General features: G+C 43.9%; 22 protein-coding genes. 3 read left to right on the top strand and 19 right to left on the bottom strand.

Annotated elements, in window-relative coordinates:
• Positions 1 to 70: 70 nt before the first annotated feature.
• The 9 genes from AB5N96_RS12505 to rpsF all read right to left on the bottom strand — a co-directional run bounded on the left by AB5N96_RS12505 (position 71) and on the right by rpsF (position 7,974).
• Positions 71 to 1,357: an adenylosuccinate synthase gene (locus AB5N96_RS12505; protein WP_204591178.1), complete on the bottom strand. Its 1,287-nt coding sequence runs from the start codon at positions 1,355 to 1,357 to the stop codon at positions 71 to 73.
• A 169-nt stretch (positions 1,358 to 1,526) separates the two neighbouring features.
• Positions 1,527 to 1,901: a hypothetical protein gene (locus tag AB5N96_RS12500; protein WP_204591180.1), complete on the bottom strand. Its 375-nt coding sequence runs from the start codon at positions 1,899 to 1,901 to the stop codon at positions 1,527 to 1,529.
• Between the two features lie 72 nt (positions 1,902 to 1,973).
• Positions 1,974 to 3,332, bottom strand: a complete 1,359-nt coding sequence (dnaB, locus tag AB5N96_RS12495; protein ID WP_204591182.1) for a replicative DNA helicase — start codon at positions 3,330 to 3,332, stop codon at positions 1,974 to 1,976.
• A 12-nt stretch (positions 3,333 to 3,344) separates the two neighbouring features.
• On the bottom strand, positions 3,345 to 3,791 hold the full coding sequence (gene rplI / locus AB5N96_RS12490; protein ID WP_204591183.1) for a 50S ribosomal protein L9: 447 nt from the start codon (positions 3,789 to 3,791) through the stop codon (positions 3,345 to 3,347).
• Positions 3,788 to 5,764 carry a DHH family phosphoesterase gene (locus AB5N96_RS12485; protein ID WP_204591186.1) on the bottom strand — a complete coding sequence of 659 codons (1,977 nt, stop codon included), beginning with the start codon at positions 5,762 to 5,764 and terminating at the stop codon, positions 3,788 to 3,790. The genes rplI and AB5N96_RS12485 overlap by 4 nt, the downstream gene beginning before the upstream one ends.
• 13 nt (positions 5,765 to 5,777) lie before the next feature.
• Positions 5,778 to 6,716: a YybS family protein gene (locus tag AB5N96_RS12480; protein WP_392455208.1), complete on the bottom strand. Its 939-nt coding sequence runs from the start codon at positions 6,714 to 6,716 to the stop codon at positions 5,778 to 5,780.
• 124 nt (positions 6,717 to 6,840) lie between these two features.
• Complete coding sequence (gene rpsR, locus AB5N96_RS12475) at positions 6,841 to 7,077, bottom strand: 30S ribosomal protein S18 (RefSeq protein WP_094941845.1); 237 nt, start codon at positions 7,075 to 7,077, stop codon at positions 6,841 to 6,843.
• Positions 7,078 to 7,128: 51 nt separating this feature from the next.
• On the bottom strand, positions 7,129 to 7,647 hold the full coding sequence (gene ssb, locus AB5N96_RS12470) for a single-stranded DNA-binding protein (RefSeq protein ID WP_204591191.1): 519 nt from the start codon (positions 7,645 to 7,647) through the stop codon (positions 7,129 to 7,131).
• A 36-nt stretch (positions 7,648 to 7,683) separates the two neighbouring features.
• The gene (gene rpsF / locus AB5N96_RS12465) at positions 7,684 to 7,974 is read right to left on the bottom strand and encodes a 30S ribosomal protein S6 (RefSeq protein ID WP_499705683.1); all 291 of its coding nucleotides are present in this window, start codon (positions 7,972 to 7,974) and stop codon (positions 7,684 to 7,686) included.
• 195 nt (positions 7,975 to 8,169) lie between these two features.
• On the opposite strand from rpsF, the gene AB5N96_RS12460 reads away from it, so the two are divergent.
• Together AB5N96_RS12460 and AB5N96_RS12455 are read left to right on the top strand one after the other, a co-directional pair.
• Positions 8,170 to 8,388 (top strand): hypothetical protein, encoded by a 219-nt coding sequence (locus tag AB5N96_RS12460; RefSeq protein WP_499705682.1) that lies wholly within the window; start codon positions 8,170 to 8,172, stop codon positions 8,386 to 8,388.
• On the top strand, positions 8,385 to 8,606 hold the full coding sequence (locus tag AB5N96_RS12455; RefSeq protein ID WP_499705681.1) for a hypothetical protein: 222 nt from the start codon (positions 8,385 to 8,387) through the stop codon (positions 8,604 to 8,606). Before AB5N96_RS12460 ends, AB5N96_RS12455 begins: the two co-directional genes overlap by 4 nt.
• Before the next feature lie 20 nt (positions 8,607 to 8,626).
• Here AB5N96_RS12455 and ychF read toward each other — a convergent pair whose 3' ends face one another.
• From ychF to AB5N96_RS12440, 3 genes are read right to left on the bottom strand one after another with little or no spacing between them, the layout of a single operon-like run.
• Entirely contained in the window at positions 8,627 to 9,727 is a 1,101-nt protein-coding gene (gene ychF / locus AB5N96_RS12450) for a redox-regulated ATPase YchF (RefSeq protein ID WP_499705680.1), read from the bottom strand.
• A 59-nt stretch (positions 9,728 to 9,786) separates the two neighbouring features.
• Positions 9,787 to 9,990, bottom strand: coding sequence for a DUF951 domain-containing protein (locus AB5N96_RS12445; RefSeq protein ID WP_204591197.1), 204 nt, complete (start codon positions 9,988 to 9,990; stop codon positions 9,787 to 9,789).
• A complete protein-coding gene (locus AB5N96_RS12440; protein ID WP_392455205.1) occupies positions 9,977 to 10,858 on the bottom strand; it encodes a mechanosensitive ion channel family protein in 882 nt (293 codons plus the stop codon). The genes AB5N96_RS12445 and AB5N96_RS12440 overlap by 14 nt, the downstream gene beginning before the upstream one ends.
• Positions 10,859 to 10,938: 80 nt before the next feature.
• Here AB5N96_RS12440 and yyaC point away from each other — a divergent pair, with 80 nt between their 5' ends.
• Positions 10,939 to 11,538 (top strand): spore protease YyaC, encoded by a 600-nt coding sequence (gene yyaC, locus AB5N96_RS12435; protein ID WP_499705679.1) that lies wholly within the window; start codon positions 10,939 to 10,941, stop codon positions 11,536 to 11,538.
• Here yyaC and AB5N96_RS12430 read toward each other — a convergent pair.
• The 7 genes from AB5N96_RS12430 to mnmE all read right to left on the bottom strand — a co-directional run bounded on the left by AB5N96_RS12430 (position 11,477) and on the right by mnmE (position 18,984).
• On the bottom strand, positions 11,477 to 12,181 hold the full coding sequence (locus tag AB5N96_RS12430; RefSeq protein ID WP_392455203.1) for a DUF554 domain-containing protein: 705 nt from the start codon (positions 12,179 to 12,181) through the stop codon (positions 11,477 to 11,479). The two genes, yyaC and AB5N96_RS12430, sit on opposite strands and share 62 nt — an antisense overlap.
• Positions 12,182 to 12,273: 92 nt before the next feature.
• Positions 12,274 to 13,119 carry a ParB/RepB/Spo0J family partition protein gene (locus tag AB5N96_RS12425; RefSeq protein ID WP_392455202.1) on the bottom strand — a complete coding sequence of 282 codons (846 nt, stop codon included), beginning with the start codon at positions 13,117 to 13,119 and terminating at the stop codon, positions 12,274 to 12,276.
• A complete protein-coding gene (locus AB5N96_RS12420) occupies positions 13,112 to 13,873 on the bottom strand; it encodes an AAA family ATPase (RefSeq protein WP_204591207.1) in 762 nt (253 codons plus the stop codon). Before AB5N96_RS12420 ends, AB5N96_RS12425 begins: the two co-directional genes overlap by 8 nt.
• A gap of 125 nt (positions 13,874 to 13,998) precedes the next feature.
• Positions 13,999 to 14,889 carry a nucleoid occlusion protein gene (gene noc, locus AB5N96_RS12415; RefSeq protein ID WP_392455201.1) on the bottom strand — a complete coding sequence of 297 codons (891 nt, stop codon included), beginning with the start codon at positions 14,887 to 14,889 and terminating at the stop codon, positions 13,999 to 14,001.
• 73 nt (positions 14,890 to 14,962) lie between these two features.
• Positions 14,963 to 15,679: a 16S rRNA (guanine(527)-N(7))-methyltransferase RsmG gene (gene rsmG / locus AB5N96_RS12410; RefSeq protein ID WP_204591211.1), complete on the bottom strand. Its 717-nt coding sequence runs from the start codon at positions 15,677 to 15,679 to the stop codon at positions 14,963 to 14,965.
• A gap of 10 nt (positions 15,680 to 15,689) precedes the next feature.
• Positions 15,690 to 17,579 (bottom strand): tRNA uridine-5-carboxymethylaminomethyl(34) synthesis enzyme MnmG, encoded by a 1,890-nt coding sequence (gene mnmG, locus AB5N96_RS12405; RefSeq protein WP_204591213.1) that lies wholly within the window; start codon positions 17,577 to 17,579, stop codon positions 15,690 to 15,692.
• Positions 17,580 to 17,598: 19 nt separating this feature from the next.
• Positions 17,599 to 18,984, bottom strand: coding sequence for a tRNA uridine-5-carboxymethylaminomethyl(34) synthesis GTPase MnmE (gene mnmE / locus AB5N96_RS12400; protein WP_392455199.1), 1,386 nt, complete (start codon positions 18,982 to 18,984; stop codon positions 17,599 to 17,601).
• Positions 18,985 to 19,104: the final 120 nt, after the last annotated feature.

Genomic DNA, 19,104 nt, shown 5'->3' with positions numbered 1-19,104 from the left:
TTGCGCGAAATTATACAGAATTAGACAAAAAAAGACCTCTTCTTAGCAACTGCTAGGAAGAGGTTTTGTATTAGCGCCAAACGCTAGAAACGATATTTGTTTGTGTACGGTCTGGACCAACCGAGAAGATTGAAACTTGAACGCCTGTTAATTGAGCGATTCGCTCTAAGTAGTGACGTGCGTTGTCCGGTAGTTCGTCAAGTGACTTGCAAGACGTCACGTCTTCTGACCAGCCTGGCATTTCTTCATAGACTGGCTCACAGTCTGCAAGCATACGTAGGTTTGCTGGGTATTCTGTGATCAACTCACCTTTGTAGCTATACGCTGTACAGATCTTCACTGTCTCAAGACCACTTAATACGTCGATTGAGTTCACCGTTAAGTCAGTCAATCCACTCACGCGGCGTGCATGGCGAACGACGACAGAATCAAACCATCCGATGCGGCGTGGGCGACCCGTTGTTGTTCCGTACTCTTTTCCGACTTCGCGGATTTGGTTGCCGATTTCATCAAACAATTCTGTTGGGAAAGGACCGTCACCAACACGTGAAGTGTACGCCTTACATACACCGACAACGTGAGAGATCTTTGTTGGACCGACACCTGCTCCGATTGTCACGCCACCTGCTACTGGGTTAGACGATGTAACGAATGGATACGTCCCTTGGTCGATGTCTAACATAACACCTTGTGCGCCTTCAAACAGAACACGACGGCCTTCATCTAAAGCATCGTTCAATACTTTTGATGTATCGGTTACATACTTCTCAATTTCTTGTCCGTATGCATAGTATTCTTCAAGAATATCCTCAAGTTTGAAGCCTTCTGTTTCGTAGAACTTTTCAAACATGCGGTTTTTCTCTTTTAAGTTTAAGTCTAGTTTCTCTTTAAATGTCTCGTAGTCTAAAAGGTCAGCCATACGGATTCCTACACGTGCTGCTTTGTCCATGTATGCCGGGCCGATTCCTTTTCCTGTCGTGCCGATTTTATTCGCACCACGACGGGCTTCCTCCACTTCGTCTTGCTTCAAGTGGTACGGTAAGATGACGTGGGCACGGTTAGAGATACGCAAGTTGTCTGTGCTCACTCCGCGCTCATGAAGACCTTTCAACTCTTTCACAAGAGCTTTTGGATCTACAACCATCCCGTTTCCGATGACTGAGATTTTATCTTTATAGAAGATACCTGATGGAATCAAGTGCAGTTTGTATGTCTCTCCACCGAAAATGATCGTGTGACCTGCGTTATTTCCACCTTGGTAACGTGCAATTACTTCTGAATGCTCTGAAAGAAAGTCTGTGATTTTCCCTTTTCCTTCGTCTCCCCATTGGGTTCCTACAACTACGACTGATGGCATGATCAGCACCTCCGCTAGACACTGTGTGTCCTATTTCAAACAGTATCAGTGTATCAGCGTATGCCCATTCCGTCAACCCATTTACGAACATCTGAATTGTCTAAATTGTAAACGTTCGTGTTTAGATGCTGATTCTTTATAAAAAGTCACGATTTCAAAGTTTTTTGTATTATTCTTCACCAATTGTTAAAGTCACGCCACGTTTTTCCTGTTCCCCATCCATTATCTTGATGTATGCCACATTCTCTTCCTGCCACTCAATAGCAATAGACGGATTTGCATAGCCATCTATCGGCATATATAGCATGCTCATGTCTTCAATTTCTTGTTCCCAACGTCCATAGTACACTTCATATGGCTCGCCCCCTCCAGGTTCAATAATCTCCACACGATAGTCCCCATTAGGCGATACGCTCTCCATTCCTGAAGAAGACATTTCTACTACACTTTCTCGTGGGGCTAAGGTGAAAAAGGCAAAAACTCCGATGATGCTTAAAATGATGAAAATGACGACGGCAAACAGACAACCCATCAAGCTTTTCATTGCATCCACTCCTTTTCGTTTGTAACTATACGTTTTAGTCCTCTAAAAAGTTACAAAAAAAGCCCCCTATTGTTAGGAGGCAGGCGGAGCCGAATGTTGGCTCCAATCAATATTGACAAATTTGTTGAACTCTTTAACGAACGCAAGTGTGACAGTACCAGTTGGACCATTCCGCTGCTTCGCAATAATGATTTCAATCATGTTCTGATTTTCAGTCTCTTTGTCGTAGTAATCTTCACGGTACAAGAAGGATACGATATCGGCATCTTGCTCGATCGAACCCGACTCACGTAAATCGGACATCATCGGACGCTTGTCTTGTCGTTGCTCTACTCCACGAGAGAGCTGCGACAAGGCAATAACGGGTACTTGCAACTCACGTGCTAGTGCTTTTAGAGAACGGGAGATTTCCGATACTTCCTGTTGACGGTTCTCGCCTTTGCCGCCAGACCCTTGGATCAGCTGCAAGTAATCGATCAAAATCATGCCAAGACCATACTCCTGCTTCAAGCGACGACATTTTGCACGAATTTCGGTTACTCGGATACCTGGTGTATCATCGATAAAGATTCCGGCGTTTGAAAGACTTCCCATCGCCATCGTGAGCTTCTTCCAATCCTCGTTCGTCAAGGCACCTGTACGAAGTACCTGGGCGTCGATGTTTCCTTCCGCACAGAGCATACGCATAACAAGCTGTTCAGCACCCATCTCGAGACTGAAGATGGCGACATTTTCATCGGTCTTCGTCGCGACGTTTTGTGCCACGTTCAGTGCGAAGGCCGTCTTACCAACAGATGGCCGGGCAGCTACTATGATCAAATCATTGCGTTGGAAACCGGCTGTGATGCGGTCGAGATCTCGGAATCCTGTTGGAACCCCGGTGATATCGCCTTTCCGAGAATGCAACTGCTCAATATTGTCATAAGTCTGCACTAAGACATCTTTGATGTTTTGAAAGTCTCCTGCATTTTTTCGACTGGAGACGTCCATCATCTTCTTCTCAGCTTCTGATAACACAGCGGCTACTTCATCCTCGCGCGTGAAGCCGTCTTCTACAATACTTGTAGCTACACGGATCAGGCGACGCAGAAGCGCCTTCTCTTCGACGATACGGGCATAGTAGATGATGTTTGCAGCTGTCGGTACTGCATTTGCTAATTCACTTAAATAAGCAATTCCACCGACGTCTTCGAGCTCTTTCTTTGCCGAGAGCTCCTCTGTGACAGTGACGACGTCTATCGCCTTCCCTTGGTCACTGAGACGAATCATCGTGTGGAAAATACGCTGATGGGCCGTGCGATAGAAATCATCGGGTACGAGGACCTCTGCCGCCGTAATCAGCGCCTGTGGTTCTAAAAAGATGGCACCGATAACGGATTGTTCAGCTTCGTGATTATGGGGGGGAACTCTGTCCATGAACGGCTCGCTCATCTTATTCGCTCCTTACTCTTCAGTTACGTGAACTTTCAATATTGCCGTGACGTCTTGATGAAGTTTAACAGGTACGTTTGTGTAACCGAGTGTACGGATTGCATCGTCAAGTTCCATCTTGCGTTTGTCGACTTTGATACCGTGCACTTTTTCAAGAGCGGTTGCCACTTGCTTTGTCGTCACAGATCCGAACAGACGGCCGTCTGCTCCAGATTTCGCTTTTAATTCAACCGTCAATGCTTCGAGCTCCTCTTTCAATGCTTCTGCATTCGCAAGCTCTTGTGCGGCTTGTTTTTCCGTCAATTTCTTTTGGCCTTCTACTGCTGAAAGTGCAGATGATGTTGCTTCTACAGCATAGCCGTTCTTAATCAAGAAGTTATGCGCATAGCCGTCTGCTACGTTTTTGATTTCGCCTTTTTTGCCTTTACCTTTTACATCTTTTAAAAATACAACTTTCATTGGTCAGTTCCTCCTTGCGTAATTCGGTCAATGCTTTCTTTTACTTGGTCGATAGCTTCTGCGACCGTTATGTTTTCAAGAAGCGTAGCAGCATTCGTTAAATGACCGCCACCTCCTAAGTTTTCCATTACGAGTTGCACATTGACGTCTCCGAGTGAACGAGCACTGATTCCGACTTTAGATTCATCTCTGCGCCCGATGACAAAGGATGCGCGTACATCGTTCATCGTCAATAAGATATCCGCAGTTTGTGCGAGCAGGATTTGATTGTACACCGCTTCTTCAGGTGCATGTGCAATTGCAATCCCCTCGTGATAAAACTCGACAGACTGAATAATTTTCGCACGTTCTACGTACGTATCAAGGTCTTCTTTTAGTAGGCTCTGTACAAGTACGGTGTCTGCGCCATTCGTACGCAGGTACGACGCTGCTTCAAACGTACGAGCACCGGTGCGTAATGTAAAGCTCTTCGTATCTACCGTGATCCCTGCAAGCATCGAGGTCGCCTCGAGCATCGTCAATTTATCATGCTTTGGTTGATATTCGATGAGCTCGGTTACTAATTCTGCTGTAGAAGATGCATACGGCTCTAAATAGACAAGTAACGTATTTTCGATAAACTCTTCCCCGCGACGGTGGTGGTCAATGACGACGACTTTTTCCGCCTTCTGCAACAACCGGTCATCAATGACGAGACTCGGCTTATGCGTATCGACAACGACAAGAAGTGTTTTGTCCGTCATCCGGTTCAACGCTTCTTCTGGTGTGATGAAGCGTGAGTAGAGTGACTCGTTTTGCTTGATTTCATGCATCAAACGCAAAACGCTCTTATCAAGCTCTTGGAAGTCAACAACAACAAATCCATCGACCTTGTTCATCTCAGCCATCTTCCGTACACCAACAGCGGCTCCGATTGAGTCCATATCCGGTAAACGGTGGCCCATGACGAGAACTTGGTCACTATCTTGAATCAAGTCACGCAGTGCGTGGGAAATAACGCGAGCTCGTACCCGTGTACGTTTCTCCACAGGATTTGTTTTGCCTCCGTAGAACTTTACTTTTCCATCTGCTTGTTTGATTGCGACTTGGTCTCCTCCGCGCCCTAGTACTAGGTCTAGACTGGACTGCGCGAGTTCTCCAAGCTCCACAAGAGATGTGGATGATGTCCCGACACCGGCACTTAGTGTCACTCCGTGCCCAAATGTCGTCGTCACGTCTCGAATTTCATCGAGAATGCTAAATTTCGTCTTCTCAAGCGTTAATAGGATCGATTCGTTCAACACTGCGATGAAGCGGTCAGACGCCACGCGTTTCACGAAGATACCATACTCTGCACCCCAATGATTCACAGTGGACGTGATCAAGCTGTTCAGTTGCCCACGTACTTGGTCGTCCATGCCTTGCGTGATTTCATCGTAGTTATCGATGAACAAAATTCCAATAACCGTACGGTCGCCATAATAGAGCGTCTCGATTTCAACTTGTTCTGTGACATCGAAGAAATAGAGCAGCTTCTCTTCTGGCTTATAAAATACTTTGTAACTGTTGTCGCCGATTTCAACCGTACTGTCGTTGATCTCTTCCGAATTCAATACAGACGGAATTTGATCAGACAAGTCATGCACATCTAACCCAATAAGGGAGTCTTGCGGCATTTGCTTCGTCATATAGGGATTTGCCCATTCAATGACTTGTGCTTCGTTTAGTAAGACGATTCCGATCGGCATCTCCAGCAGGGCTTCTTCCCCTACCTTCTTTAACCGGTATGACATCGTTTCAATATGTTTTTCAGTCTCTTGATAGACCCGGTTTTCCGTCACCCATGCGTAACCCGATACAACGGCTACGAGGAGTCCGAAAAGCACGCCGACCCAAAGGGATTGGGAGAAAAGAATGACTGTTGCGACAACGCCTAGAATGGCAAATAAGACGATGCTATAGCGCATTGGTCGTTTCCGGAAAAAAGTGGCCATGCTACTCAACTCCTTACTTTTTTGAACTTGTGCCGATGTAGGCACGCAGACGGAAACCTAAATCAATGACTCCAATGATGACCACGATGGAATAGAACGGCACTGACACAATCGTCGTTGCAATCGCGCCCCACTTTGGCCAACCTTGTTGATGGAAGTAATAATGAATCAAGGAAACCCCTTGTAAATACAGTAATGCCCGGAATACGAATAGGGCATTCACAACCGCCATTTCTCCGATTGTTCCGGCTTCAAATGTGCCAAGTAATGACAGCAAGGATACGATTAAATAATACCATATCACTGCGCGTGGCAATTGAAAATGACGAAAGGCTGCAAAGCGCGGAATTGGCACTTTTAGTTTGCGTAGAATCGGAAGGGCGACTACGAGATAGACCCAAGCCGTCACAAACATTACCGCAATGAAATAGCCTGGTAAAACAAGAGCAAATGTCTGTAAGCTCGATGCTACAATTTGATTAAAGTCATCCGGCAATTGCCCGGCACTTTCCATCAAGTCCCCCACTTGGGAATACGTATCTCGAATTTGATCCATCATCTGTTCTAGTAAATTCACACCGAACAGAAATTGTGAGACAAGAATTTGTGTAAGTGTAGCTAAAATGAGTGTAATGGCTGTAGAGACGAGTAGAAAAACTTTTGATTTCTTCTCCGCCAGACCGTCTCCAATCATAAATCCGACAGGGACAGTGACGAGGGCCACAAACAGACCTATATAGCCACCAAGTAGGATGGCAAGCAGTAAGCCAAGAACGGCTAAGAAAACAGCGTTAATGCGTGTATGGTTTGCACGAAACCAGGCAATGGGAACAACTGCGAGCAGTAGTCCAACTAGCCCAAGTACAGGCAGATACACGGCAATCAGGAGCAGCAACGTAAAGATCGATAGCGTACTCAAGCCATGTAGCCAGATTGATTTTTCTTGTTGCATAGGAACCTTCCTTCTCTCAAGATATCCCTACTATTTTATCATACTAAAGCGCGAAACGCTTTGAACACTCTAGGAACAAATAAAACCACCTGCCCGGAATCCGGACAGGTGGTTGAGTAAGATCTTATCTCTCTTCAGCTGTGAATGGTAATAAAGCCATGATACGAGATACTTTGATCGCACGTGTAAGTTTACGTTGGTACTTCGCGCTAGTTCCTGTCACACGACGTGGAAGAATTTTTCCACGCTCAGACACGAATTTTTTCAACAAATCTACATCTTTGTAATCGATGTGCGTGATGTTGTTGCTAGTGAAGTAACAAACTTTACGGCGTCGTTTGCCTCCGCGACGTGGTGCCATATTGGTTGCCTCCTTTTTCGTTATCAAGTAATCCGTTTGAGATGCCGATTGTTAGAATGGTAGATCGTCGTCAGAGACTTCAATCGGACCGCTACTTGCAAATGGGTCATCATCCATACGGGTATAATTTTGCTGATTCGATGGTTGGTTTGAACCATACTGATTAGAATTGTTGTTGTAGTTGTTCGACTGCGGTGCATTTCCGTAAGGAGCTGCTTGTTGTCCGCGATCGCCACCACCACCAGATGCATTGCGTGGTTCTAAGAACTGTACGCTATCTGCAACAACCTCTGTCGTATAGACGCGCTTGCCGTCTTGTCCTTCATAGCTTCCTGTTTGAATACGGCCTTCGACTCCAGCAAGGCTACCTTTTTTCAGGTAGTTTGCTGTGTTTTCAGCTTGTTTACGCCAAACAACACAGTTAATGAAATCTGCTTCACGTTCTCCTGATTGGCTTGAGAATGTACGGTTTACAGCAAGTGTAAAGCGTGCCACTGCTACGCCATTCGGTGTGTAACGCAGCTCCGGATCTTTCGTCAATCTGCCTACTAATACAACTCGGTTAATCATGCCTACAAACCTCCCTCGTCAGCGATCGTTGAATTCTTATTTCTCGTCAACGCGAACAGCAATGTGACGGATAATGTCTTCATTGATGTTAGCAAGACGTGTATACTCATCGATTGCTTTAGAATCTGCATTTACTTTAACGATTTGGTAGAAACCTTCACGCAAGTCATTGATTTCATAAGCTAAGCGGCGTTTGCCCCACTCTTTTGATTCGATGATCTCAGCGCCATTTGAAGTAAGGATGTCGTTGAAACGCTCAACTAGAGCTTTCTTCGCCTCTTCTTCGATTGCTGGCTGGATAATGTACATTAATTCGTACTGTCTCATCTATTCTGCACCTCCCTATGGACTTTGGCCGGTTTTGAGGCCGGCAAGGAGTAAGTAATTGTATTACTCACATCAATGAATTGTATCATATTGGGAAGTGGAATGCAATGTATATTCTTTGCTTTGGAATCTTTACTTTAAAGGCTTTTTTAGTATACTTAAGTTAACAGTTTTTTCTAAAAAAGGGGTGTTTTTGTGAAGCTGCGCTATTACTTTGTTTATGTTGCATCATTTGTCTTGATTTATTGGGTTCTTTCAACAGCCCTTGAGTATCTGCCTATTTCTATTGCTTCTAACGGATTAAATTTAGTTTTCTCCCTAGTCCTCTTAGTTGTCGTCTCAGTTTTAAGTAAAATCACAACAGACTGGGCGCTTGAGCGACCACTTCCGAAACGGCCAGGGACTGTTTCATGAAAAATAAGTACCTTTACAACACTGCGTTCGTGGCCCTCTACCTAGTGTACTTTGCAATTGCACGCTGGATTATCGTCACGTACTTCTACAAAACGTCTGATGGCTATGTATTCCTGGTGATTTACACACTGATCGGGTTGTTCACACTCACCAAATTTACGCTCGATAAAGGGATCGAACTTTGGACTACTTATAAAAAAAGAGGGACTCAGTATTAAGCTGAATCCCTCTTTGTTAGTTACACGTTGAAACGGAACAACATAACGTCGCCGTCTTGAACAATATACTCTTTTCCTTCAGAACGAACCTTACCCGCTTCTTTCGCTGCTGGCATAGAACCCGCTTCTACTAAGTCATCATACGCCACTGTCTCCGCACGGATAAACCCGCGCTCGAAGTCTGAGTGAATAACACCCGCGCATTGTGGAGCTTTCATTCCTTTACGGAACGTCCAGGCGCGCACTTCCTGAACACCTGCTGTGAAATATGTGGCAAGGCCAAGTAGGCTATACGATGCTTTGATCATTTGATCAAGACCTGACTCTTCGATGCCTAGCTCTTCAAGGAACATGGCTTTCTCGTCGTCTTCAAGTGCTGCCATCTCTTCTTCAATTTTCGCACAGATCACAATCACTTCTGCACCTTCTGCCGCTGCAAACTCACGAACCTTTTCTACGTACTCGTTTGAGCCGCCGTCCATGATATCGTCTTCTGATACGTTTGCTACGTACAACATCGGTTTGATTGTCAATAAGTGAAGACCTTTGATAACCTTCTTCTCATCATCAGAAAGATCAACAGAACGAGCAGACTGACCCGCTTCGAATGCTTCTTTCAATTTCTCAAGGACGGGTTGTTCTACCATCGCCTCTTTGTCTTTTTGCTTCGCCATCTTACCGACGCGTTGCAAACGCTTGTCGACACTTTCTAAGTCAGCAAGGATCAATTCTAAATTGATTACTTCAATATCCGAGATTGGATCGACCTTTCCTGCCACGTGCGTGACGTTCTCATCTATGAAACAACGCACAACCTGACAGATTGCATCTACTTCACGGATGTGAGAAAGGAATTTATTCCCAAGACCTTCCCCTTTTGAAGCGCCTTCTACGATTCCAGCGATATCCGTAAATTCAAATGCCGTTGGGACCGTCTTCTTAGGTTCTACCATCTCAGTTAATTTATCTAAACGTGCATCAGGTACTTCAACAATTCCAACGTTCGGATCAATCGTCGCGAACGGATAGTTTGCTGCTAGTGCCCCTGCTTTTGTAATTGCATTAAATAGCGTCGATTTTCCTACGTTCGGTAAACCAACAATACCAGCTGTTAAAGCCATGGGTTCTCCTACCTTTCTTGTTTCAACCTATTAAGTATAAAGGGCAACGCGCCCCCTGTCTATTGTTCCTCGTGACGCACAAGGACCTTCTTCATCTTCTTCTCAAATTCACGACGAGGAATCATGACACTATGTCCGCAGCCTTCACATTTGATTCGGATATCTGCACCAAGACGAATGACTTTCCAAGCATTCGTACCACATGGATGTTGTTTCTTCATCTCCACGACATCGTGTAACTGAAACTCTTTATTTGCCTGCATTCGTTTGGCCTCCTCCTTTTTGTTCAAACACGACCATCTTTTGATACGGAATTTCAATGCCGTGATTATCTAGGAACTTCTTGATGTCTCTTCGAAGTAGGCGACCGACTTTAAAGTGATTCATCGGTAACGCCTCCGCTGCTATACGCATAACAACATCTGATGCACCTAACGCATTCACTCCGAGCAAATCAGGTCGTCGGACAAGTTCCGGGTAACGTTCCTCCGTCGAATCTAAAAACTTGTTGATCAATCGTTCTACTTCATCCACGTCAGATTCGTATGCTACAGAAACATCTACCATGATCAACGAATTATACACAGAGTAGTTGATCACTTCCGAGATATTACCGTTCGGAATAATATGAAGCTCACCTGTGTACGTCTTGATTTTTGTTGTACGCAAACCAATTTCTTCTACAGTTCCGTTTGACTGATTGATCATGACTGTATCCCCAACACCAAATTGGTCTTCAAAGATAATGAAGAATCCGGTAATAATATCTTTCACTAAACTTTGTGCACCAAAACCGATGGCAAGGCCTGCAATCCCTGCCCCAGCCAGAAGACCGACTACATTAATGCTCATTGCAGAAAGAATAGCTAAAATCCCTGCAAAATAGACGATATATGTGAGACCATTTTGCAGTAATTTGATCAGTGTATTCTGTCTGCGCTCTGTATAGCCAATTGGTGTTTTAGAACGAAGAATCATCACACGTTCAATAGCGGATTTTCCGATTTTAACTACAACAACCATTAATATAAGAATTAATAAGATTTTCAGTAAAGCTGTTCCAATGGTAATCCATAATGCTTCATTAACTATAAATTCAACTGTTCGTTCCCATATTCGTTCGACACTCATAGAGAACCTCCTTTTTTATGAATACTATTAGTGAGTTCTACATAAACTACTAGAACTACTGCTGGAAAGGTGGATATCTTATGAATCCTACAACTCACTCAACTAATTTTGAAGCACAAGGTGCTATTTGGGAGCTGAGCTCGGCTCTCTTAACTGTACTCCCTTTTGATGACCCCCGTCTAACATTTGTATGCATCGGCACAGACCGTTCAACAGGTGATGCTCTCGGCCCACTCACCGGATCATTCTTGTCCCTTTATTCAAGCTTTCCATTTCGCGTTGTAGGTTGTCTAGATTCGCTTGTACATGCATTGAATCTAACTACTATTGTAGAAGAATTGCATTCCTTTGATTCAGACGCTCCACTCGTCGCAATTGATGCCTGTTTAGGCAATCATCGTGCCATCGGTGATATTTTACTCGAGATTGGTCCTCTTTGGCCAGGCAAAGCCGTTCAAAAGGACTTACCCGCTATAGGGTCTTATTCGATTAAAGGTGTAGTCAACCACCTTCATAGCGAAGGAATCGAAACGTTGCAAACTACTCGGCTTCATATTACACATGACATGGCGCGTGTCATAGCGAATGCCCTGTTTCTAGCATGGCATCGTCATTTAGCTAAAACACAAACGTCCATGCTACGTAAAGAGCCACTACCAACAGACTTGGCAGCAAATTAGCGACACGCACTTTTGTAATACCGATTAGGTTTAACCCGATGGCCAAGATCATAATGCCTCCAGTCGCCGTCATCTCACTTAAGAAGAGTGTCAATGCCTCATCTGGAACAAGTCGCGTGATTTGTGTAGCAAATAAAGCGATACTCCCTTGGTAAAGTGCGACTGGAATTGCAGAAAGTAGAACTCCGATTCCTAGAGTGGCAGCTAATAGAATCGATGTGAATCCATCAATAATTCCTTTACTAATCAACAACTCATGATCGTTACGTAGCCCACTGTTTAATGCACCTAACACGCCCATAGCACCAATCACAAAAATTAAAGTCGCTGTAACAAACCCTTGAGCAATCGTGCCTTCTTGACCACCTCTGCTCATCTTCTTCTCAAGCCACTGACCCAGTCGGTTTAATTGACGGTCAAGATCCCACCACTCCCCTAGTACAGTTCCTATTACTAAACTAATGATTACAATAATAAAATTTGTACTTTCAAATGACATTTGAATTCCCATCACTGCAACCGCTAAGCCAATTGCATACATAACCGTCTCTTTCATACGATCTGGGATTCCTTTTAATAGTCGCCCAGCAATTGCTCCTACTACAATCAAAAGCGCATTGATCAGCGTCCCCCATAACACCATCTTCATCCCTACTTTTCTCACAATTTCATTTCGCTAATCATGCACTATAAAAAATGAACCTATTTCCACAGCACGTGGAAATAGGTCAGTGTTTACTTTTCTAAAAGTTCTAGAATACGTTCCAGATCATCTTTTGAGTAAAAATCAATTTCAATTTTTCCTTTTTCTTGATCTTTTGAACGGTTAATTTTCACCGCTGTACCAAATCGCTCACGCAATTCAGACTCTTTCTCTACAGTGAAAATATCCTTCTTATCTTTTTCAATTGTTTCACGTGGAACATTTTCATTCAAACGTTGGACAAGTGCCTCCAGTTGGCGAACATTCAATTGCTCTTTCTTCGTCTTTTCAAGAATCAATGGGATATTTTTCTTCTTTTTCAGACCAAGAAGCGCTTTTCCATGACCCATTGTAATTTCACCAGCTGAAATCGCTTTTTTTGCTTCCTCAGGTAATACTAAGAGACGAAGATGGTTCGCAATATGCGGTCGACTCTTTCCTAAACGGAAAGCCAATTGTTCTTGTGTTAAATCAAGTGTATCCATCAGCTTTTGATACGCTTCTGCTTCTTCTATTGCCGTTAAATCTTCTCGTTGCAAGTTTTCAAGAATAGCAAGTTCCATCATTTCACGGTCGTCTAAATTGCGGACAACTGCTGGAATTTCAGCTAAACCTGCTAGCTGTGAAGCGCGGAATCGTCGCTCTCCAACCACAATTTCAAACTTACTTCCCTTTTTGCGAAGCATGATTGGTTGCAAGACGCCATGTTCTTTAATAGAAGCACTTAGCTCTTGTAGTGCCTGCTGATCAAAGATTTTACGTGGCTGGTAAGGGTTTGGTTTGATGAGTTTCAATTCAATCTGTTCCACACGTTCTTGTGTGTTTTGATCTTCGCCTGGAAATAGTGCATTGATGCCTTTTCCTAATCCTTTAGCCATGCTTAATCACTTCCTTCGCCAGTTCCAGGTACACTTCTGCACCACGTGATTTTGGATCATATATAATAATAGGTTCCCCGTGACTTGGTGCTTCTGAAAGACGCACATTACGCGGAATGATGGTCTTGTACACTTTTTCTTGGAAATACTTTTTCACTTCTTCAATGACTTGAATACCAAGGTTTGTACGAGCATCGAACATCGTTAGTAGAACTCCATCGATGGATAAGTTCTTATTTAAATGCTTTTGTACTAAACGAATTGTACTTAGAAGCTGACTAAGCCCTTCTAAGGCATAAAATTCACATTGTACAGGAATGATGATGGCATCTGATGCCGTTAAAGAATTGATCGTCAAAAGGCCAAGAGACGGAGGACAATCAATAATGACATAATCGTAATAAGGACTAACCTCTTCCAGTGAACGTTTCAAGCGAACTTCTCGTGAAATAGTAGACACTAATTCGATTTCCGCACCAGCAAGTGAAATTGTAGCTGGAACGATATGTAGATTCTCTACTTTAGTTTCCATAATAATATCTTTTACAGGCACGTCATCAATCAACACATCATATATACACTGATCGACTTCACCTTTGTTTACTCCGACCCCACTTGATGCGTTGCCTTGTGGGTCAATGTCAACAAGTAGTACCTTTTTGCCTAAATATGCAAGGCAGGCACTGAGGTTCACGGATGTGGTGGTTTTTCCCACTCCGCCCTTCTGATTGGCGATGGCGATAATTCTTCCCACTCTTGCACCTACTTTCTGAGCTCATATCTCTTATTCTATCAAATTTTTTTAATTATAGTGTTACATGTGCGTAACATTCTACAAAAAAAACATCTCTACACACAGTGCAAAGATGTTTAAATGGGCTATTTTCGCTTTGGAATTTTAATGACTACTTGATAGTAATCATCTTGATCCTCTTCTTGTGTTTCAAAGTTGATCCCACTTTTTGAAATCATTGTGAGAGATTGCTTCAATGTATTCAAGGCTATACGCACGTCTTTGTTAACCATCTTCTGTCGCGGTTTAGCCGGAGTCTTTTTTTCGGATTTTTCTGCTTTTGCTTGCAGATTTGCAATATGTTCTTCTAATTGTTTGACACTCAATTGTTGATCAATCGTTAGTTTTAGAAGTTCAAGTTGCAGCTCCTCTACTTTTACTTTCATTAATGCACGCGCATGTCGTTCGGATAAGTCCTTAGTCAAAATCGCATCCTGGACTTGTTGCGGTAATTTAAGAAGCCTAATTTTATTGGCGACTGTTGATTGCCCTTTTCCTAGTCGCTGTGCAAGAGCTTCTTGCGTCAATTCATGTAACTCGATTAGCTGCTGATAGGCGAGCGCTTCTTCAATAGCTGTCAATTCTTCTCGTTGTAGGTTCTCAATAAGCGCAACAGAAGCCGTCTCTTTATCTGATAAATTACGAACAATTGCAGGTACTTCTGTCCACTCTAGCTTGCTCATCGCTCTAAAACGACGTTCTCCTGCAATGATTTCATACTGACCGGATTCGATTTCCCGTAAAACGATTGGCTGAATTACACCATGAGTCCGAATCGTCCGGGCAAGCTCTTCAATCTTTGAATCATCAAAAACTGTACGAGGCTGATACTTATTTGGAACGATGCGTCCAATTGGGATTTGAACAACTTCTTCTACAGTAGTAGATGTCGCTGCAGTTGCTGTCACTTCTGAACTTGCATCTTTTTCTTTCCCTTTATCTGTACCACCAAAGAGCCTGGAAAAAGGACTTTTCATCTAAACGTGCACCACCTTCTATTACTAATCTATCACAAATCGCTTGAAGATTAAATGTTTCACGTGGAACATTTTACTGGATTGGACTTTTGTTCGGCGTCCCAGGTTTTCGCGGATATTTCTTTGGTGTTGTTTTTTTCTTTGTGAAAATGTAAAGTTTGCGATCACTCTCTTCAACAGGCAGTTTAAATGCAAAATCTTCTTTTAATTCTGCACCTAGAACTGTTAGCGCTTTTTTTGCATCTTTCAACTCGTCTTCAGCTGACGCTGCTTTCATAGCTACAAAGCGCCCCCCTACTTTTGCTAACGGCACACAAAGCTCCGATAATACTGATAGACGTGCAACAGCACGCGCTGTGACAATGTCAAACGACTCGCGATACGCTGGGTTTTGGCCAAACTCTTCGGCGCGCGCATGTACAAACTCTACATGGGAAAGTCCGAGTTCTTTACTTAAGTGTGTTAAGAACTGGATACGTTTGTTAAGTGAATCGACGATTGTGACGCGCATTTCTGGGAAGCAAATCTTCATTGGAAGACTTGGGAATCCTGCCCCTGCACCTACATCACAAACTGTAAGAGGCTCTGAGAAATCCACGTAAAATGCTGCAGTAATGGAATCATAGAAGTGTTTTAAATAGACTTCTTCTAAATCTGTGATAGCTGTTAGGTTCATCTTTTCATTCCATTCGACCAACAGTTCAAAGTATGTCTTGAACTGCTTGATCTGATGCTCCGATAAATGGATGCCTTTTTCAGCTAATGCTGCGATAAATTGTTGTTCGTTCATGAAATGCTCCTTAGCTTGAGACTTTAGCGATTCGTCCCTGTTCGATATAAACTAGAAGAATAGAAATATCAGCCGGGTTTACTCCAGAAATGCGAGAAGCTTGTGCTAATGAAAGTGGCAGTACCTCTTTCAGTTTTTGACGTGCTTCTGTGGCGAGGCCTGAAATAGCATCATAATCGATGTTTTCTGGGATTTTTTTATCTTCCATCTTCTTCAGTTTGTCTACTTGTTGCAATGATTTTTCGATGTATCCTTCGTACTTCACTTGGATCTCGACTTGTTCTTTGCTGTCTTCAGAGAGTTCTACTTCAGACGGTACAAGTTGTGCAACTAGGTCGTACGTCATTTCCGTACGTTTCAATAGATCTGACGCGCGAATTCCGTCTTTCAATTCACTTCCACCGACAGAACGAATCAGATTTTGCGTCTCTTCATTTGGTTTGATGATAATGCTGCGAAGGCGCTTTAACTCTGTTTCAATCGCTTCTTTTTTCGCTGTAAAACGGTCGTGGCGCTCTTTAGACACGAGTCCAATCTCATATGCCAAGTCTGTCAGACGAAGATCTGCATTGTCGTGGCGAAGAAGGAGACGGTATTCAGCACGTGAAGTCAGTAGACGGTACGGTTCATTCGTTCCTTTTGTTACTAAGTCATCGATTAATACGCCGATGTACGCGTCAGAACGGCTCAGAACGACCTCGTCTTCACCTTTCGAGCGGCGTGCTGCATTGATACCTGCCATCAACCCTTGACCCGCTGCTTCCTCATACCCAGAAGTTCCGTTGATTTGTCCTGCTGTATAGAGGTTTTTGATTTTTTTCGTCTCGAGTGTTGGCCATAGTTGTGTCGGAACCATCGCATCGTACTCAATGGCGTAGCCTGCACGCATCATTTCCGCTTTTTCAAGACCTGGAATGCTTTCTAACAGACGACGTTGTACATGCTCAGGAAGGCTCGTTGATAAGCCTTGTACGTACACTTCTTTTGTATTGCGTCCTTCTGGTTCTAAGAAGATCTGGTGGCGTGGCTTGTCGTTAAAACGCACGATTTTATCTTCAATAGACGGGCAATAACGTGGGCCAGTCCCTTTGATCATTCCAGAATACATCGGTGATAAGTGCAAGTTCTCTTCGATGATTTGGTGGGTCTTCTCCCCTGTATACGTTAACCAGCACGGCAGTTGGTCCATGATGAACTCTGTCGTTTCGAAACTGAAAGCACGTGGTACATCGTCTCCTGGTTGCATTTCAGTTTTTGAATAATCAATTGTGTTTGAATTTACACGTGGTGGTGTACCTGTTTTGAAACGGACAAGATCAAAGCCTAGTTCACGCAAGTTATCTGCGAGTTTTATAGACGGTTGTTGATTATTCGGACCTGATGAATACTTCAAGTCACCAATAATGATTTCCCCGCGCAAGAAAGTACCGGTCGTAACAACAACAGTTTTGGCTTTATAAATAGCACCTACCTGTGTGATAACACCTTTTACTTCCTCGTCTTCGATTATCAGTTCTTCTACTACTGCTTGATGAACAGAAAGATTTGGTTGCTCTTCCATCAAACGTTTCATTTCTTGTTGGTAAAGGACTTTGTCAGCTTGTGCTCGAAGCGCTCGAACAGCTGGCCCTTTTCCTGTATTGAGCATCCGCATTTGGATATGGGTACGGTCGATGACTTTCCCCATTGCGCCTCCAAGTGCATCGATTTCACGGACAACGATTCCTTTTGCCGGTCCTCCTACGGATGGGTTACATGGCATAAAGGCAATCATATCTAAGTTAATAGTTAAAGCGAGTGTTTTGGCACCCATGTTGGCAGAAGCAAGTGCCGCTTCTACTCCGGCATGCCCGGCACCGATGACAATTACATCATACGTGCCTGCGTCAAAAGTACGCATAGTCTCTTCCTCTCTGTTGTTATTTCCCGAGGCAGAACTGAGCAAAGAGTTGATCGATGAGACTTTCTTCTACAGTGTCTCCTACGATTTCTCCAAGTATTTCCCAAGTTCGAGTTACATCTATTTGAATCATATCCACTGGAACGCCTTGTTCTGTAGCATCCAGGGCATCTTCGATTGTTTGTTTGGCTTGATGAAGAAGTGCGATGTGACGCGCGTTCGATACATACGTCATGTCGCCTCCCTGCATATTCCCTTCAAAGAACAGCTTCGCAATTTCTTGCTCAAGTTCCTCAATACCTTCATCTTGAAGAATAGATGTCGTCACGATACGGCGGTGGCCGACAAGTTCTTCAAGCTTGCTGTAATCCAATGCTTGCGGAAGATCCGTCTTATTGACGATAACAATCGTCTCCATACCATGCGTCGCTTCAATGAGACGCTCATCTTCTTCTGATAATGCCTCTGAGTGGTTCATGACCAACAAGATCAAGTCCGCTTCTTTTAACACCTGACGAGATCGCTCGACACCGATACGCTCAACGATGTCTTCTGTCTCCCGAATACCGGCCGTGTCGACTAATTTCAGAGGCACGCCACGAACATTGACATATTCTTCTATAATATCACGAGTCGTTCCCGCAATATCTGTGACAATAGCTTTATTTTCTTGAATCAGGCTGTTTAATAGAGAAGATTTCCCTACGTTCGGACGACCGACAATAACAGTCGCAAGCCCTTCACGCAGAATCTTTCCTTGCATGCTCGTCTCTAGCAGCTTCTCAATCTCTTGCTTGACCCACATGCCCTTCTCACGCATGAGTGGAATCGTCATTTCTTCCACGTCATCGTATTCTGGGTAGTCGATGTTTACTTCGACCTGTGCAAGCGTCTCTAACAATGCCTGGCGAAGAGATTGAATAAGTCGAGACAGTCGACCATCCATTTGACCGAGCGCCACATTCATCGCCTTGTCCGTTTTAGCACGGATAAGATCCATGACCGCCTCTGCTTGAGACAAGTCAATTCGACCGTTTAAGAAGGCACGCTTTGTAAACTCTCCAGGCTCTGCCATGCGCGCTCCAGCACGTAATACCAGTTGCAGGACCTGATTGACTGTGACAAGCCCTCCGTGGCAGTTGATTTCTACTACATCTTCGCGTGTGAACGTCTTAGGCCCTCTCATCAGAGATACCATGACTTCCTCTACGACTTCTTCAGTCTCAGGACGGACTAAGTGTCCATAATGAATGGTATGTGTCGCTTCTTGCGCTAATTTTTTATGGGAAGGAGAGCGGAACACCTGATCAGCAATTGAAACAGCCTCTGGACCACTTAGGCGAACAATTGCGATCGCCCCTTCTCCGAGTGGTGTGGAAATCGCTGCAATTGTATCAAATTCCATTATTGGTTTCTCTCCTCTATCGAACAGTTATCCACGTGTGGATAACTGATTTTTATTGAACGCACTAACACCTTACAATAGCATATTTTTGTGGAAAACTCTAGTTATGGAACTGTGACA

Origin of the sequence: Chryseomicrobium imtechense (assembly GCF_041475995.1) — a bacterium.
Classification (GTDB): Bacteria; Bacillota; Bacilli; order Bacillales_A; family Planococcaceae; genus Chryseomicrobium; species Chryseomicrobium aureum.
Note: the sequence above shows the minus strand (reverse complement) of the source record. Positions and strands in the feature narration are given on the sequence as shown.

Coding starts and splice junctions, on each gene's coding strand:
- AB5N96_RS12505 (WP_204591178.1), bottom strand. CDS start 1,357: ATGCCATCAGTCGTAGTTGTAGGAACCCAATGGGGAGACGAAGGAAAA.
- AB5N96_RS12500 (WP_204591180.1), bottom strand. CDS start 1,901: ATGAAAAGCTTGATGGGTTGTCTGTTTGCCGTCGTCATTTTCATCATT.
- dnaB (WP_204591182.1), bottom strand. CDS start 3,332: ATGAGCGAGCCGTTCATGGACAGAGTTCCCCCCCATAATCACGAAGCT.
- rplI (WP_204591183.1), bottom strand. CDS start 3,791: ATGAAAGTTGTATTTTTAAAAGATGTAAAAGGTAAAGGCAAAAAAGGC.
- AB5N96_RS12485 (WP_204591186.1), bottom strand. CDS start 5,764: ATGGCCACTTTTTTCCGGAAACGACCAATGCGCTATAGCATCGTCTTA.
- AB5N96_RS12480 (WP_392455208.1), bottom strand. CDS start 6,716: ATGCAACAAGAAAAATCAATCTGGCTACATGGCTTGAGTACGCTATCG.
- rpsR (WP_094941845.1), bottom strand. CDS start 7,077: ATGGCACCACGTCGCGGAGGCAAACGACGCCGTAAAGTTTGTTACTTC.
- ssb (WP_204591191.1), bottom strand. CDS start 7,647: ATGATTAACCGAGTTGTATTAGTAGGCAGATTGACGAAAGATCCGGAG.
- rpsF (WP_499705683.1), bottom strand. CDS start 7,974: ATGAGACAGTACGAATTAATGTACATTATCCAGCCAGCAATCGAAGAA.
- AB5N96_RS12455 (WP_499705681.1), top strand. CDS start 8,385: ATGAAAAATAAGTACCTTTACAACACTGCGTTCGTGGCCCTCTACCTA.
- ychF (WP_499705680.1), bottom strand. CDS start 9,727: ATGGCTTTAACAGCTGGTATTGTTGGTTTACCGAACGTAGGAAAATCG.
- AB5N96_RS12445 (WP_204591197.1), bottom strand. CDS start 9,990: ATGCAGGCAAATAAAGAGTTTCAGTTACACGATGTCGTGGAGATGAAG.
- AB5N96_RS12440 (WP_392455205.1), bottom strand. CDS start 10,858: ATGAGTGTCGAACGAATATGGGAACGAACAGTTGAATTTATAGTTAAT.
- yyaC (WP_499705679.1), top strand. CDS start 10,939: ATGAATCCTACAACTCACTCAACTAATTTTGAAGCACAAGGTGCTATT.
- AB5N96_RS12430 (WP_392455203.1), bottom strand. CDS start 12,181: ATGGTGTTATGGGGGACGCTGATCAATGCGCTTTTGATTGTAGTAGGA.
- AB5N96_RS12425 (WP_392455202.1), bottom strand. CDS start 13,119: ATGGCTAAAGGATTAGGAAAAGGCATCAATGCACTATTTCCAGGCGAA.
- noc (WP_392455201.1), bottom strand. CDS start 14,889: ATGAAAAGTCCTTTTTCCAGGCTCTTTGGTGGTACAGATAAAGGGAAA.
- rsmG (WP_204591211.1), bottom strand. CDS start 15,679: ATGAACGAACAACAATTTATCGCAGCATTAGCTGAAAAAGGCATCCAT.
- mnmG (WP_204591213.1), bottom strand. CDS start 17,579: ATGCGTACTTTTGACGCAGGCACGTATGATGTAATTGTCATCGGTGCC.
- mnmE (WP_392455199.1), bottom strand. CDS start 18,984: ATGGAATTTGATACAATTGCAGCGATTTCCACACCACTCGGAGAAGGG.